11 protein-coding genes are annotated in these 16,330 nt (G+C 37.0%); all 11 read left to right on the top strand.

The window, feature by feature from the left end; genetic code table 11:
- The first annotated feature begins 4 nt into the window (after nucleotides 1–4).
- The 11 genes from K350_RS0125170 (at nucleotide 5) to K350_RS0125120 (ending at nucleotide 16,291) form a co-directional block, all read left to right on the top strand.
- Nucleotides 5–1,156: a leucine-rich repeat domain-containing protein gene (locus K350_RS0125170; protein WP_028982276.1), complete on the top strand. Its 1,152-nt coding sequence runs from the start codon at nucleotides 5–7 to the stop codon at nucleotides 1,154–1,156.
- Between the two features lie 159 nt (nucleotides 1,157–1,315).
- Entirely contained in the window at nucleotides 1,316–1,765 is a 450-nt protein-coding gene (locus K350_RS0125165; protein ID WP_156027197.1) for a hypothetical protein, read from the top strand.
- Nucleotides 1,766–1,781: 16 nt separating this feature from the next.
- A complete protein-coding gene (locus K350_RS0125160) occupies nucleotides 1,782–2,030 on the top strand; it encodes a hypothetical protein (protein ID WP_028982274.1) in 249 nt (82 codons plus the stop codon).
- 211 nt (nucleotides 2,031–2,241) lie between these two features.
- Nucleotides 2,242–3,201, top strand: a complete 960-nt coding sequence (locus K350_RS0125155; RefSeq protein WP_028982273.1) for an FHA domain-containing protein — start codon at nucleotides 2,242–2,244, stop codon at nucleotides 3,199–3,201.
- Between the two features lie 23 nt (nucleotides 3,202–3,224).
- Entirely contained in the window at nucleotides 3,225–7,148 is a 3,924-nt protein-coding gene (locus K350_RS0125150) for a TOMM system kinase/cyclase fusion protein (RefSeq protein ID WP_028982272.1), read from the top strand.
- Nucleotides 7,149–7,190: 42 nt separating this feature from the next.
- Complete coding sequence (locus K350_RS0125145; RefSeq protein WP_028982271.1) at nucleotides 7,191–7,553, top strand: hypothetical protein; 363 nt, start codon at nucleotides 7,191–7,193, stop codon at nucleotides 7,551–7,553.
- A 36-nt stretch (nucleotides 7,554–7,589) separates the two neighbouring features.
- On the top strand, nucleotides 7,590–8,342 hold the full coding sequence (locus K350_RS0125140; protein ID WP_028982270.1) for a hypothetical protein: 753 nt from the start codon (nucleotides 7,590–7,592) through the stop codon (nucleotides 8,340–8,342).
- 101 nt (nucleotides 8,343–8,443) lie between these two features.
- Nucleotides 8,444–10,438 carry a TOMM precursor leader peptide-binding protein gene (locus K350_RS0125135; RefSeq protein ID WP_028982269.1) on the top strand — a complete coding sequence of 665 codons (1,995 nt, stop codon included), beginning with the start codon at nucleotides 8,444–8,446 and terminating at the stop codon, nucleotides 10,436–10,438.
- Nucleotides 10,439–10,825: 387 nt separating this feature from the next.
- Nucleotides 10,826–11,263: a hypothetical protein gene (locus tag K350_RS0125130; protein ID WP_028982268.1), complete on the top strand. Its 438-nt coding sequence runs from the start codon at nucleotides 10,826–10,828 to the stop codon at nucleotides 11,261–11,263.
- 107 nt (nucleotides 11,264–11,370) lie between these two features.
- A complete protein-coding gene (locus tag K350_RS31725) occupies nucleotides 11,371–12,366 on the top strand; it encodes a phosphatidylinositol-specific phospholipase C (RefSeq protein WP_162144211.1) in 996 nt (331 codons plus the stop codon).
- Between the two features lie 451 nt (nucleotides 12,367–12,817).
- Entirely contained in the window at nucleotides 12,818–16,291 is a 3,474-nt protein-coding gene (locus tag K350_RS0125120) for a transglutaminase family protein (protein ID WP_028982267.1), read from the top strand.
- The last annotated feature ends 39 nt before the right edge of the window (nucleotides 16,292–16,330 follow it).

Genomic DNA, 16,330 nt, shown 5'->3' with positions numbered 1-16,330 from the left:
ATAGATGGAATTAAAACAGATATCTTGGGAAAATTTATTCCCCAAACAGTACAGTATTGAAGAAGCTATTGCGGCAGATCCTTCAGCAGTTAATGATGTCTTAATTAAGAATGATTCAGATTATAATCAACTCAAAAACTTTCCTAAACTAAAGCAATTAAGTTTTGTAAATGTTGGCTTTACTCAAATTCCTGAAGTTATTTTTAATATCGAAAGCCTTGAGTCTCTTAATATCATTAATAATTTGAAGCTTACAGATTTAACATTACCCAATGTAGCATTTAGTAAATTATCTCGTCTAAATATTAATAATTGCAGGCTTACAGAAATTCCCAAAGGCATTTACCAATTGAGTAATTTAAAATATCTTAATGTAGAGGGGAATGAAATATCATATTTAGGCGAAGAAATTCTGGATTTGCATTTAGAATATTTAAATGTGGGTAGAAATAAGTTAACGATTATATCTGAAGAGCTATCAAAATTACTTAGTTTACAATATTTGTATGCATATGAAAATCAGATTGAGCGTTTGGACTTGCTTTACAAAAGAGATTGCGATTTAAAGGTTCTTGAGCTGTTTAATAATAATATTAATCATTTTAATATAGAAACTGATCCTAATAATAGCTCTCTTATTCAGATTAATATTAATAAAAATAATATAAATGAAATACCAGATTGTTTAAAGAATGTAGCTTCATCACTTAAAAGTTTTTCTTGTTCCTATAACTATTCTTTGGAATTTGTTCCTGAGTGGCTATTTACAAATTTTTCAAAACTTGAAGAATTGAATTTAAGTGGCATTTCATCCACACAACTTTCTTCAAATATTTCTGATCTTGCTAACCTTAAAAAGCTTTCTTTTTGTTGCAACGAAGCTGTTTCAATACCAAATTCTCTGGGTAACTTAGAGAAATTGGAAGAAATAGATTTAAGTGTTAATAATTTAAGTGATTTGCCATCCAACTTGTCTAATCTAAAAGATTTAAGAAAAATAGATTTAAGTTCTAATAATCTTACTCAAATTCCAGTTGATTTTTTTCAATTACCTCAAGTTGAATACATAAATGTAAACGATAATCCCATTGCAGATGAAATACTTACTGCAGGAAAAAGAGCTTCTCAAGAAAAGGGGTTTGAATTTATTTTTTAATAATAATGAAATACAATGTTAGCTGAACTAGAATAATAACTTTATTACATTCTTGCAATAATTGGGAACTTACGAAGAGACTTCGCTTCAATAAAAATCCTAATCTTGTAAAATGATCAACCTGGAGGAGCTATAGTTCAGGCTGTGTTGGGTATTATAATGGAGTTATTTTTCTTGTCAATAACTGGGACAGAATACTTGCCTTTGTTAAACTCTGTCTTCGACTCTATTGCAGCTATTGCCAGCGGAGCCATCTCACAAGCATCAGCGTTTGTCGAGAAGACAATGGCTCAGACCATTCCTCTGATTCTTGACTTCATTGCACAACAGCTAAACCTTAGTGGTATTGCTGAAAGAATTACGAAGATCATTCACAGGATCAGGAAGCCAATTGATCAGGTGATTGATAAGGTTATTGATTGGATTACAAAAAAGGTAAAGCAATTATTTGGAAAAGGGAAAAATGAAAAGAAAGAAAACAAGGATGCCAATAAGGAAGAAAAAGAAAATAAAAATAAAAATGAAAAACTAAGCGCTGAAGTAGCTGTCAATGAAATATCTTCTCGACTCGAAGGATTTCTTACCAAATTTAGCAACAAAACAAAATGATCAAATTGGATCCGTAATGTATGCTAAACTGCTAGAAGAACAGAAATGGGTAGAAGCCCATGTTGACAAAGTGAATGGCAAAAATCCGGAATTGCTTTTAATACCAGAATATAATGCAGATCAATGGTGGATAAAAGTAAAACTAAATCCAGAACAAGTAACAAAAAGACTTGATAAAGTAGTAAAGGGTACTGGTGGATCAGTAAACTTAAATGGTGAAAATTATTTAGGTTTATTTCACGGTTATAGTTTAGATCTGTCTTAAATTAAGCTATATGAACTTAAATTTTTTACTCAATTTTTTATACGACACAGAACTACCTCACGAATAATAAATACAAAAAAATCGAAACTCTTTGGAGATTTTGGGTTGGGCCCAAATTAGTCATTTCACAATAATATAATATTGTGTAAAAAATAAATGACTTATAATAAATTTCTTATATTGAGGCACTTATCGATTTATATATTCTTTTGTGGCGACAGTTCAAAATGTATCAACAGGAGATTTAGTTGTGTTGAGTTTTCAGCACGTTTTTGGCCGAAACCCGCAACAATGTATAACCATTCATCATCAGGATGATGTTTCAAGATCGCATGCTACGATTTTTTGGCAAACAGGACATTGGTATTTAAAGGATCACAGCAGGAACGGGACTTTGTTTTCCGGAGAACATTTGAGAAATAATGTTAGAAAGTTGTCTAAAAACACCTGGTTCCAATTGGGGACAGATGATAATACAAAATGGAAAATTGTTAATCTTGATCCTCCTGTAAGCTATTTTAAGGCACTTCAGGATCAAAGTAAAATTATCAACTTAAGCCCTTGTACTGCCTTACCCAATGAAGAGGTAATGGAATTGCAAATATTTCATTCTCCTTTGGATCATAAGTGGATTGTAGAAAAGAATGGCTATACTAACGTTATAGAGCATGGTGAGGTCTTGCAATTTGAAAACACTTCTTGGGAGTTTATACAAAATGACCCCCTTGAAGAAACCATGACGGTAAAGGCCATTAGCGAGTTTTACTTTTTATTTCATCTTAGCAAAGATGAAGAGCATATCAATCTGAGTTTAGTTTTTACGAATCAGCTTTCTGTGGACTTGGAAAGCAAATCATGCCATTACATACTACTGTCACTTGCAAGAAAGCGATTGGCAGATATGGAACTTGGACTAAGTGAGGAAGATCAAGGCTGGACTTATACAGACGATTTGATCAAGGATGTTTCTAAGGAATTGGGCAAAGAAGTGGATGTGTATTATTTGAATCTACAAATCTATAGAGTAAGGAAACAGTTCGCCGATTACCAGTCATACGGCATAGTATTTAACCATATCATTCAAAGAAGGACGGGAATTATACGTTTCGGACATCCTTATTTGAAAATTGTTAAAGAAGACAAAGTAAGTGGAGCAAAGCTCCCTAATTAACCAGATATAATTTTTCATTTCCTATGAACACTTTTAACTCAGAAGAGCATGCTCTTCATGAATTAATCCATTATACCATACAGGAAACTATTGGAAGAGGTAGTTTTGGTACGGTTTATAAGGCTATCCAAAAGAGCACAGGGCAGGCTGTTGCTATTAAATTTTTCAACATAGATACCTCGAAAGGCGATTCCCTTTATAAAATAAAAACTACCAGACTAGAAAGGGAAATTGACATTTACAAGGAAATCAATCATCCTTATATAGTAAAGCTTTTAGACAAAGGCTATACACCTACGGGGCTGCCCTTTGTAGTATTTGAATATTTGGAAGGGATTACTTTAAAAGAATTGATCCTTCAAAAGAGAGGTCTGACTGCTTTGGAGACAAAAGAGCTCCTGAATCAGGTATTGGATGCGCTGGCCTGCACGCATGCCAAGGGTATCATACATGGGGATTTAAAGCCTCAAAATATTATGGTATCCCAAACAGGAGCGAAAGCTTTTGTCAAGGTATTGGATTTTGGAGTTGGCAACCTCACACAAGATATGAACAGAACATCTTCCCAGGATGCGCTGGTCACATTTGGAACTCCGCTATACAGCGCTCCAGAACAATTAAGAGGAGAGTCTGCATCTGTAAAATCAGATTTATATGCCTGGGGTCTCATAGTCTTAGAATGCCTTTCAGGCAATGCAGCTATTCAGGGAGGAAGCATCTCTGAAATTTACCATGAGCAACTGAATACTTCCAAAGTACCGATTCCTTTTAATATCAAAGAGCATTCACTTGGAAAATTATTGGAAAGAGTTTTGGATAAAAATCCTTTAACCCGCTTCGCTGAGACCTTAGTGCTCTTTCAGGAAATGAGCAAACTGGATGTAAGTACCCTTCAATTGACTAAAAATAATCTCAATAATTCTGCTCCAGAACTTGACCATACTTTGGAAAATGAACTTTCATGGAAGGATATTGAAAAAAACAAAAAACTGATCACGATACTTGGCTTCAAGCTCTCTTTAACCGCTACAGAGGAATGTCATCTTGATGAGGAAACCATAGAGACTATACGGCAAGATCAATTGCAATCATGTATAGATACTGCTTTAAGATTTGATGGTTATCAGACAAACGGATTAGCTGACTATAGACTTATTTACTTTGGTTATCCTCAAACAAGTGATCAGGACGCAAGGCTTGCAGGCAGAACAGCTTTGGAAATCCTAACCCAAGTAAAGAAGAGGAGCCAGGCTTTAAATAAAATATATGGATTGAATCTTGATATTAAGCTTTCGCTGCATTCTGGCAACATTTTTACCAAGTCCGGTCTCAACACTGACGGACATACAGCCAACCTTGCTTTGGATCTTTTACAATATTCTCAAGACCGGAAAATATTGGTGAGTGCACAGACTCGTCAACTTCTGGAGCCTTTTATTGAATTTGAAAGTCCTATTAACATTAATTCTCAATATGCTAAAATGCCGAGTCAGGCAAGTTATCTGGTTGGAGAACTTCCCTTGGAAGCCTTTTCTCAATTACGGTCCACAAGTGCAGACAGAAAAATGTATGGTAGGGATGAGGAACTTGGAAGGATATTCAACTTGTGGGAGGCAACAGCAAATACTGATCAATGCCAGATGTATTTGATAGAGGGCGAAGCAGGAGTTGGCAAGTCTAAGTTAGTTTTCGAATTCAAAAAGAAGCTTAGAAATGAAGACTGCAGTATTATTGAATCAAGATGCTTGCAGGAACATTCTAATAATTCATTTTTCCCCATTCTTGAAACCTTCAAAAAAGCCATTGGAATCAGACAGGGATCAAATCCTTCAGACAGCCAGAAACTATTGACCCAGATATTGACAGATGCTTCTTGTAATTTAGAGACTGCAATACCAGTATTGGCTTCCTGGTTGGGTATTGATTTGGAGACACTTCAGGAGAGCTCTCCTTTTAACCCATTGGAACAAAAGACACTTTTGTCAGATACTCTAACCAAGTGTTTTCTTTTTTTAGTCAGCAGACAAAATTATTTGTTTGTTTTCGAAGATATTCATTGGGCCGATCCAAGTACCATAAATTTCTTAAAAGAGTATCAGTCTCAGTCTGTATCTCAAAGGCATATGATACTATGTACTTCCAGACCTAATGATTCATGGAGTTTTGACAAGTTAGGTTTTAATTCAATACGACTAGCTCCTCTGGATCTTCAATCAGGTGCATTATTAGTAAAAGAAATTGTCGAATTCAAAGAAATTTCAGAGAATGCATTGAAGTACATTTTAGACAAGACTGATGGCATACCAATCTTTATCGAAGAACTAACAGCCATGTTAATGGCAAAAGAACAGATAGTCTGTAAAAATGAGATCTACCATCTTAAAGAACATTTCAATTCAGAAACGGTACCTTTTACGCTCAAAGGATTACTAAATGCCAGGTTAGATCAATTGGGTCATGCTAAAGAAACCGCCCAATTAGCAGCAACAGTTGGTAAGGAAGTAGACTATTCACTTTTAGCAAATGCGGGCATCAAGGATGAAACCACTCTTCTGTCACATTTGAATAAGATGATCGATGCTGATTTAATGTACAAGATACAGACAACCCATGGAGATCAATACATATTCAGACATTCTTTGTTCAGGGAAGCCGCTTATGAAAGCCAGGCTAATGCTAAAAGAATACAAAATCATGAACATATTGCTGAAGTTCTAACATACAATATTCAGTTAAAAGAAGCTAGATATACAGCAAATGAAGCTGAAAGATTGTCACATCATTTATATGAATCGGGAAAGGTATCTCAAGGTGTGGTTTGGATGCATAAAACAGCAGAAGTTCTGGTAAGGAAGTCTGACAGCTTAGAAACAGTGGAAGTTTGTAAAAAGGCTATTCATTGGCTTTTGGAATTACCCGAAAGTCAAGAACGTTTTCAAAGGGAATTTAATCTAAGGCAGATTCTTATTACCAATCTTGTAGCTACTGAGAGTTACGGATCGGAGGAAGTAGGTAAGCAATTAGATGCTATTTCAACTTTGTTTGTGAACCTTGACGATCAGGAGCAACTCTTTCCTAGTATGTTTTTGTATAGCAACTATTATACCCTTCGTGCCAATGCAAAAGCAGCCATGGAAATTTCTAAAGTCCTTGCAGAAAAAGCAGATAAAAATAAAAATAACAAATGGATATTGGTAGCTTATACACTCTTAGGATATCAACTCATGAATAATGGTCAATTTATTGAAGCTGCAACAGCGGTTAAATATGCCCTTGATCATTTTGATCCACTTGTTCATAACACATTGGCTTATGAGTTTGGCATAGATCAAGAGATCATAGCCAAAGGATTACTAGCAAATATTTACACCTTTTTGGGAAACCATGCTGAAATTGCTCTCTTGGAAAATAATCTACTTAAAAAAGCGCATCAGCTCAATCATCTCCATAGCACGGCTTCAACGTATTTGGGACTCAGCTGTACCTATTTCTATTTGGGTAATAAAGATAAGGTTAAGGAATACAGCAAGGCGTTGATGGATCTTAATCATCATCATAGCTCACACATATTTGGCAACTATGGTCTCATCTTAAATGCCTGGGCATCGAAGGACCTGGAAAGCGCCCAAAAAGCAATGATCGCAGAGGAAGCTATGGGTATTCTTTCGATGCGTAGTTTTTGGTATACCATCATAGCATGTATAGAATTGGAGTCGGGAATGTACATAGATGCACATAAACGATTACATCTTGCCTTATCCTTAATTGGGAAAAGCGATGGTCCGTTGTATGCTTCCGAAATTCATAGACTTTTGGCTAACATACATCTTGAAAGTTCAGAGACGGACCTAGTCAAAAATCATTTTCAGAATTGTCAGTCTATCGCTACCCAGCAAGGAGCTAAATGGATCCTTGAAAAAGCAGAAAGTCTTGCAATGACATTTTAATTTTTTAATACTTTATAACTATTTAATATAAATTTAAATAAAATGAAATTAAAAGATTCACAGAAATGGATGTTAGTGTTGTCGCATGCAATGGCAGATGCGTGGGGCAACGAACAATTTAGAAAAGATCTCGTCACTGACCCTAAAGAAGCTTTGCGGGGCCGATATCAATATCAATGGCCAAATCATATTACCATTGAATTTGAGGAAAGAAATTCTGGAGGCAGTTATAATTATGCTGATGTAGATTTTAGCGCTTTTGATAATCCTTACTTACAAACGACATATAAATTGTCATTGTATATACCAAATGATCTTGAAGATTTTGCGGATAAATTTACTCTTTCTAATAAAACTTCAGATGATGTGCCTTGTCAAGTACAATGCATGTGTGCCTGTTTGTAAAATGATCAATAACCTCAAATACTATAATTTTTCTATATGAATCAACATAAAAAAATAATAGCTAATCAGATTATCGAATTAAGTGACCTTAATAACAATCTTGTAGCATTGCTCTGTGTTTATCAAAATTTCCATAATAAAGAAATTTCTAATTCATACATAGAGCATTGGGCATTTGTTGAAAATAATGATTTTTATAGTCTGCAACATAAGGATATCAAAGGGAAACTTGTAAAAGAAGAGAAACCTGGCGAAATTATTGATCGAGATGCTTATGTAAAGTATATCAATGCGTGCTATCCAAATAAGTTTAAAAGTATTGCCCATAGAAATAACCTTGTTTTAAAATCAGATCAATTCCTGGAGATATTAGAAGACTCCTTGACTTACGATTTGACTCAAAACATAGGATGGGCCCATACTTATGATATTTGGACGTCAGATCCGGACGATAAGATTAAAATGGAAAACTGGAAAGTAATACAAGGATCCCAAAATATATGGTCTACAAAAATTGCTAAACACTTTACACAAATATCCTTAGCGATAGACCTGGATACAAAATGTACCGGTAACATCATAACTTTTTCAGAACTGAGAGAAACGTCATTAAAGTTTGACTTAGGCAATTTCATTCAAAAAGAAAATAGTAGTTTTCAATATAAACATTGTCTTGTACAAAAAGTGATGACGGCTAACATACCTCCATCAAATGAAACAATCCCACGTGATCGTAAAATGAGATTGCCCGGTACTGTAGCTCTTCAACCTATGTCTCCAAAACAGTAGTGGGAAATTATAATCTCAATGAAACATTCCATCTCTGCCCGAATTTTCATTTAATCATATTAAATGAAAACTCGGTATGTTTAAGAAATCAAAATAATTTAATGAAGACTTTTGAGGGGATCAATGCATCAATCTTGAAAGAGTTGAGCTGGAGGCCTTTCTCTACCTTGGAATTGATAGAAAAATACATCCAACGGTTTCCTTCTCCTTACATTGTATATGCGCTAAAAACACTTGAAAATAATAAACTGATTGTTACTGAAGACAAGTTTAAGACTTTAAAATATACGGAGAGATCATTACTGTCCGAGGCATTACAGTGGCCTAGACAATATCGAGTGCAACAATTACCTCAGTTATTTTTTGCTGGCACATGGGAACAAGTTAAAAGCAAATTGGATTCAGGTTTATCTGAACCTATTTTACCCATCGTAACACATATAAATGGGGCTTTGATAGGTCCTGTATTGAAGGATCAGAATGCTGTGTGTGTGGAATGTCTGCTTTTTAAAATCAATCAAAATAATAGTTTTCAAATTTGGTTGAAACGTCATAGTGTTGATCCACTCATTTCTTTCTATGTGTCAGATTCATTAATTGAAGGCATCCAAAATGTTCTTGGGGAAATTGCAAAAGATCCATTACAGCTAGCTCAACAGATGGTATTTGTGGATGAAAACGGAAAGAGGTCTTTACATCAAATCACCCGCCGACCCAACTGTCATCATTGTGGAGATCCACTTTTAATGACTAAGTTGATGGAGAGCCCTATTCAGTTAAAAAACGATTCCAGTGTGTTTAATTATGCCTATGGCTATAGAACTACTAAACCAGAAGTTACCTGGGATCGATTCAAACACCTTATAGATCCTGTCTTGGGTACCATTCATCAAATGGATACTGTTTGCAAACTTGACAATGAAGGGATATTTGTCTATTCAGCACGATATCCTGTTGTTCCAATGAAGGAACGGCCTCATAGCTCTGAATTTCAGACGGAAGCTTATGGTAAGGGTATTACTCCCATCGCATCCCAAGTCAGTGCACTATGTGAAGCAATAGAACGTGCTAGTTTACGCTATTATGGAGATGAACCTGTTATATATGGCACAGCTCATGAAATGGGGAAAACTGCCTTACTCCCACAGTCTTTTCAATATTTTCACCCACATCAGTCAGAATATCCTAATGCCACTCATGCTTTGGGGCCAGTACCAAAAGAGATATCTGATCAGGAAGCCATAGCCTGGCTGCCTGCCTGGTCTTTACGTGATCAGGAACGCAGGTTTTTGCCGATGGATGCAGTACTTTACGGACATGACAAGCTTGAGCAAGAGCGAGTAGCTGTTTTTGAATCTAATGGACTTTCTGCAGGCAACAATATGGAGGAGGCGATTCTTCAAGGTCTTTTAGAACTTATAGAACGTGACGCAGTGTCCATCTGGTGGTTTAACAAGCTATCAAGACCTTCTGCAGATGTTTCCATCATGACATTGGATGTTTGGTTTACCAAGGCACTAAAGGCACTTCAAGACCAAGGTTGGAAGATAACCTTTTTGGACTTGACCATAGATACTGGCGTACTTGTAATAGCAGCTGTGGGAGAGATGAAGGGGAGTTACCTGACAGGCTATGGCTGCCATACCGATCCGTGCTTGGCCTTCAATAGGGCTCTGACAGAATTGATCCAGGTAAAGGAACTCATGCAACCAGTGAAACCTCCCAAAGGATATGAGGATACGGACTATTTATGCCCCAGTCAATACGGTAAAAGATTTCCAATTCTATCAGATGTTAATGCTTCAAGGGGCTTGGGAAACTTAATACAAAATATTGTCGACCATCTGGCTCTATTGGATATAGATACCATAGTGCTTAATAGCACTCGACCTGACATAGGACTTCCTGTTGTAAAAGTGGTATGTCCTGGTCTTAGGGCTTTTCGGCCAAGGTTTGCAGCAGGAAGACTTTATGAAGTACCAGTGAAGCTAGGGCTAAGAAACCAATGTACAGCCTATGAACAATTAAATCCTATGTGGCTGACCATACAGTCTTTTAAGCAAGAAGTGACAATAGAAAATCATATTGAAAAATGATGAAAAATTTTATACTAAAGGAATTTTACATACTACACATATAATCAAATCCAAAATTCTTCTTATTAGCAGATAGTCTTGATATAAAGCATGGTCGCAGACTATTTAATTGTGATTTAGCTTTTCCAATTATTTTTAGAAACTACTCCTTAATTCATCAGATTAAAATAACCTCTAGTCAATTTATGATTTTGCCTTCATTCCAAAGTCGTGAAATATCGTGAAATATTTATTTCAATACCCTTACTCCATATTTGTATTAAGCTTTTGATCAAGACGCTTTAGTGGAGCAGAACCCACTTTAATCAACGAACTGACTTGCCCAGTCACCGGCAAGGGCGGAAACCGAAAAGCCTTATGAGTAGGGATAATTTTAAATATAAATCTATGTCTAATTCGGCTCTACAGGAAAATAAAGTAAATTCACTAACTGTCCCTTCAGGATACCATCGTGTTGCATGTTATATTGGTTCTGAAAAGATCGGCTATTTAGCATGTTCATGGGACAATTTTGTCTACATAGAAAAGGATGCGAACTCTGGCAAGATTGCTTCTTGCAAATGGTGCTTCGATAATTCAAGACGTTACCTGGAAAAGGCAACAGCTCCATTTGATAGATTTTTAGGTACTGGTAGCAACAGTTCTGCTGGTTGGGGACTAGCAGGGGGGGGGTATGTTTCTGAAGTTGTTTATAACGAAGCTGATCATACGATATCCCTTGCGGGAACAAACCAGAAATTATATGCACCAAATGGCACAGGTAGCTGGGTATATTGGACAAATGGAAATGATAATGGAACAATTATAAAATGTATTCTGGAATAATCAAGTCATTTTGACCCTTGGAACAGCCCATATTGATGTAAATGAATGTCTCAGAAATATGGGTTTCCATTTTCATTCTATTTTTCTCACTTAAACCTGTCAATTATATGACACATATAACAACAACATGGTCGACAAACTGGATGTCGGCAATTAATGGTTCTGCAAAAATTTCAGAAATAAGTATCCCTGGAACACATGATTCATGCGCAAGACATGAGACTATAAGGTCACAATGTCAATGGTTCTCGATCATTCAGCAGCTTAACAGAGGAATCAGGTTTTTGGATATTCGCTGTCGATACAAGGCAGATGCTGAATCTGGCAGGTCACAAGGAATTTATTTTCCCATTCACCATGGTAGTGTATTTCAAAACATCTTCTTTGAAGAAGTGCAGGCACAATGCATTGCTTTTTTAAATGAAAATCCTTCTGAATGTATCATCATGAATGTACAGATGGAGTATGATGGTGATGGAAATGAGTTCAGAAAGAAATTTTTAGAACTCACGAGTGCGTATAAAAACTATTGGTACACTAAAAACAGTATACCAACTTTGGATGAATGCAGGAAGCGTATCGTGTTGGTTCGTTCATATGATTCTAAGGCCAACAAAGGCTGGAGTAAAGGTAGTGACAAGGATTGGCCAGAGGGTGTAAGTGGTGGAGGTTTGGAATGGAATGGTTTCAATATTAATGGGGAATCGTCAAACTCCATTTTTAGCACACAAAATGGCTGGACTGCTTGGCACGGAGGTCAGAAAGGGGATGAGGTCGAAAAATATATCAAGTCAGCAAAGGATAATGCCCCCAAACTCATTACCTTAAATTTTGCAAGTTATGCTAATGATAATGGACCTGGCCCAAATGCAGGAGGTATGAATAGCAGGCTACAGAAGTTTTTGCCAGCATATAATATTACTCAGTGGGGTTTAGCATTGGGTATTATAGTGATTGATTTTATGGGTAATACAGGAAATGATGGCAAGTCGCTGGAAAACTTAATCATTGAACGTCAAAAATATCAGGGTAGTAATTACTCCTATGGAGGAATAGTTCCTTGGTTGCAAAAAGAAAGTGCTACAGCGGCTGCAATCGTGTAAATGCTACTTCTGTGGTTTTATTATCCACTTTATGTGGTAAAGCTTTTATTCTTTCGAAGCTTTACCATAATTTCTTTTAGATCAACTTTAGGCAAACAATTTTTACTTAGTTTAAAGAAGATTGGAAAATTGTTTAGGTTTTCATGTGATTCAGTGATGAAAATAATTGGAGTAGTTGGGCTCAAACATAAATTAAGCCGTTTAAATGACTGAGAGCTTTTTCTCTTTTTTTATTTATTCTGAGAAGCATTGTATTTTTATCCAGCTTTAATATTTCTGGAAAGTTTTTTATATCGAATAAACTTTATGACTATTCCGTTTTTGCACTTTATTGATATGTATGAGGTGAAATTTAATGAATTTCAATAATAGTATTGTAAAATATTGTAAAGCTGAATTTTTCTTCTTTATTAGTAAAACATACTTTTTCTCACCACTTCATTCTAGTTTTATGGCAATAAAAGTCGCAATTAATCATTGTACTACTTACAGATATGACAGGCTGGTATCTTTGTCTCCTCATGTGTTCAGGCTGAGGCCAGCAGTGCATTCAAGGACTCCGATAGAAGCATATTCTCTAAAGATTACTCCGGAACAGCACTTTATCAACTGGCAGCAGGATCCTTTTGGTAATTATATGGCAAGGGTAGTTTTCCCGGAGCAGACAAGGGAAATGACAATAGAGGTGGAAGTAATATCCAATCTCGTAGTAATAAATCCATTCGACTTTTTTGTAGAAGAATATGCAGAGTCTTATCCTTTCAAATATCAAGGGCAATTAGAGAAAGAGCTTTCTCTGTATATGGAGAAAAAGGAAAGTGGCCCTTTGCTGAGAAAATGGCTTGACGAGCTTGATTTAAGTAAAGAGATAGGTATTGTTGATTTTCTGGTGATGATTAATCAGAAGTTAAACAGTGATATTAATTATACCATCCGCATGGAGCCAGGCGTACAGAGTTGTGAAGAAACGCTTGGAAAAGCATTGGGATCTTGCCGGGACACTGCTTGGTTGATGGTACAGGCTTTAAGACATCTCGGACTCGCTGCTCGCTTTGTCTCCGGATACCTGGTTCAGTTAACTGCTGATATTAAATCCCTGGATGGCCCCTCAGGTCCGGAAGAGGATTTTACAGATCTGCATGCATGGACTGAAGTCTATATCCCTGGAGCGGGCTGGATAGGTCTTGATCCTACTTCCGGGTTATTTGCAGGAGAAGGGCATATACCTCTTGCATGTACACCCGACTATGTGAGCGCAGCTCCTGTAGTAGGAGCAACAGGGAAATGTGAAGTTGACTTTTTCTTTGATAATAAAGTTACCCGCATTCATGAAGATCCCCGGGTAACAATGCCCTATACTGAGGAGCAATGGGCTGCTATTAATGCTGTGGGAAATAAGGTTGATGATGATCTGGAGAAGTGGGACGTAAGAATGACGATGGGAGGAGAGCCTACCTTTGTTTCCATTGATGACATGGAATCTGCTCAATGGAATACGGCAGCAGATGGACCTCATAAACGATTGCTTGCCCATGATCTGGTATTCAGGCTCAGAGAAAAGTTCGGTCCGAAAGGGATGTTGCATTACGGACAAGGCAAATGGTATCCCGGAGAACCCTTGCCACGCTGGCAGTATGGACTTTTCTGGAGAAAAGACGGTTATCCTATCTGGAAGAATACAGAACTTATAGCTCACGAAAAGACCAATAAAACATACACTGTTGAAGATTCCAGGATTTTTATGGAAGAACTTGCCAGGCATCTTGCAGTCAGCAGATATAATATTTCCCCGGCATATGAAGATGCATTTTATTTCCTTTGGTCAGAAGGAAAGACACCTATTAATATAGATCCTCTAAAATACAATCTTAAAGATAGTCTTGAACGACGGACGCTTGCCACGCTTCTTGATAAAGGGCTGAATAATCCCGTTGGTTATTCTCTTCCGGTAGAATGGAATTACTGGACTGGAAAATGGAAAAGCTGCAAATGGCAGTTTACTCGTGACTACCTGTTTCTCATACCAGGCAATTCTCCTATAGGTTTCAGATTGCCTCTCGAATCTCTTGCTTTTGTTTCCAAAGGTCTAAGACCACAGGAAATAGAAAGAAGTTTATTTGAAGAATTACCTCCTTTGGAAAATTACCATGAGAAAATAGCCCTAAGGTATGGACGAATTTTTGAACATGTAGCTCCTCCTCAGAGAATAAGACATCAAGAGTTAGCAGTTAATGATGGAGATGGCAAAAGTATCGGAAAAGACAGAAGAAGTCGCAATGCTGTTAAAACAGAGGATGAAGAGGATGAGATAAAACCAATGTTTGAAACAGACGTCATAAAGACCGCTATTTGTACAGAGGTTAGAGAGGAATACCTTTATATATTTCTTCCGCCTGTTAGCTATCTTGAGCATTATCTGGATTTGGTAGCTTCAGTAGAGGCAACTGCGGAAAAATTAAATATGCAGGTAAGAATAGAAGGTTATGAACCACCGCGTGACTATAGGGTTGAAAGACTTGTTGTATCGCCCGATCCTGGAGTTATAGAAGTTAACATTCATCCTTCCAAAAACTGGAAAGAACTTAATAATATTGTAAATACGCTTTATGAGCAAGCTTATCTTTCCCGACTGGGTACCGAAAAGTTTATGCTTGATGGAAGACATACCGGTACTGGGGGAGGCAATCATATTACTATAGGCGGAAGCACTCCTTCAGACAGTCCGCTTCTCAGAAGACCAGATCTTCTCAGAAGCTTAATTGCTTATTGGCAGCATCACCCAGGCCTATCGTATTTATTTGCAGGAGCTTTTGTAGGACCTACAAGTCAGGCACCGAGGATTGATGAAGGAAGGGACGAAAAATTATATGAGATGGAAATTGCTTTTGATCAGGTACCTGAAAGCGGTTTTGTTCCATATTGGCTTGTTGATAGAATATTCAGGCATTTGCTTACGGATATTACTGGAAATACTCACAGAGCAGAGTTTTGTATAGATAAATTATATTCCCCTGACTCTTCTTCAGGAAGACTGGGGATACTTGAATTCAGAGCATTTGATATGCCTCCTCACAGACAAATGAGTATGGTGCAGATGCTGCTTATTCGAGCTTTGGTAGCTCGCTTTTGGAATAAACCATACAAACATGAACTTGTAAGATGGGGGACGGAGCTGCATGATAAATTCCTGCTTCCGCATTTTGTATATGAGGATATAAAAGAAGTGGTGAGTGAATTGAATGATGCAGGATATCCTTTTCAAATGACATGGTTTGATCCGTTTTTTGAATTCAGATTTCCAAGATATGGATCTGTGATGGTGAGAGGAATAGAAATGGAAATCAGGATGGGTATTGAGCCATGGCATGTGTTGGGTGAAGAAATGAGTAGCTCTGGCACAGCCCGTTTTGTAGATTCTTCTTTGGAAAGGATACAGGTAAAATTAAAAGGATTAAATAATTCAAGATACATATTGTTGTGCAATGGCTGCAGAGTGCCAATGAGACCAACTGATGTAAGAGGTGAATTTGTAAGTGGCGTGCGCTACAGAGCGTGGCAACCTCCATCTGCATTGCATCCTTCCATAGGAACTGACACTCCTTTGGTTTTTGATATAGTAGATACCTGGAACAATAGGTCAGTAGGAGGATGCACGTATCATGTTTCTCATCCGGGTGGAAGAAGCTATGATACATTCCCGATTAATACGTATGAAGCAGAATCCAGAAGAGGAAATCGTTTCTGGGAGTATGGACATACTCAGGATGTGATGAGACCAGCTCCTTATTTATCACCGATTTCTCATTATATCAAACAGGACAGGCCTCCTCTTGTGAAATATGATCCACCAGTGGTTGAAATAAACAAAGATTACCCAAGTACTTTAGATATGAGAAAATATCGAAAAGTTAACAGGAGTGAGTAAGTAGGGGATGTTAAGGGGGAGCGAATTTGCTCCCTTTTA

This window comes from Sporocytophaga myxococcoides DSM 11118, from assembly GCF_000426725.1.
Taxonomy (GTDB): domain Bacteria; phylum Bacteroidota; class Bacteroidia; order Cytophagales; family Cytophagaceae; genus Sporocytophaga; species Sporocytophaga myxococcoides.
The sequence above is the reverse complement of the archived record's forward strand: the minus strand, read 5'-3'. Positions and strand labels throughout refer to the sequence as shown.

Excerpts from the sequence above, each read along its gene's own strand:
- K350_RS0125170 (WP_028982276.1), top strand. The coding sequence starts at position 5 with ATGGAATTAAAACAGATATCTTGGGAAAATTTATTCCCCAAACAGTAC.
- K350_RS0125165 (WP_156027197.1), top strand. The coding sequence starts at position 1,316 with ATGGAGTTATTTTTCTTGTCAATAACTGGGACAGAATACTTGCCTTTG.
- K350_RS0125160 (WP_028982274.1), top strand. The coding sequence starts at position 1,782 with ATGTATGCTAAACTGCTAGAAGAACAGAAATGGGTAGAAGCCCATGTT.
- K350_RS0125150 (WP_028982272.1), top strand. The coding sequence starts at position 3,225 with ATGAACACTTTTAACTCAGAAGAGCATGCTCTTCATGAATTAATCCAT.
- K350_RS0125145 (WP_028982271.1), top strand. The coding sequence starts at position 7,191 with ATGAAATTAAAAGATTCACAGAAATGGATGTTAGTGTTGTCGCATGCA.
- K350_RS0125140 (WP_028982270.1), top strand. The coding sequence starts at position 7,590 with ATGAATCAACATAAAAAAATAATAGCTAATCAGATTATCGAATTAAGT.
- K350_RS0125135 (WP_028982269.1), top strand. The coding sequence starts at position 8,444 with ATGAAGACTTTTGAGGGGATCAATGCATCAATCTTGAAAGAGTTGAGC.
- K350_RS0125130 (WP_028982268.1), top strand. The coding sequence starts at position 10,826 with ATGTCTAATTCGGCTCTACAGGAAAATAAAGTAAATTCACTAACTGTC.
- K350_RS31725 (WP_162144211.1), top strand. The coding sequence starts at position 11,371 with ATGACACATATAACAACAACATGGTCGACAAACTGGATGTCGGCAATT.
- K350_RS0125120 (WP_028982267.1), top strand. The coding sequence starts at position 12,818 with ATGGCAATAAAAGTCGCAATTAATCATTGTACTACTTACAGATATGAC.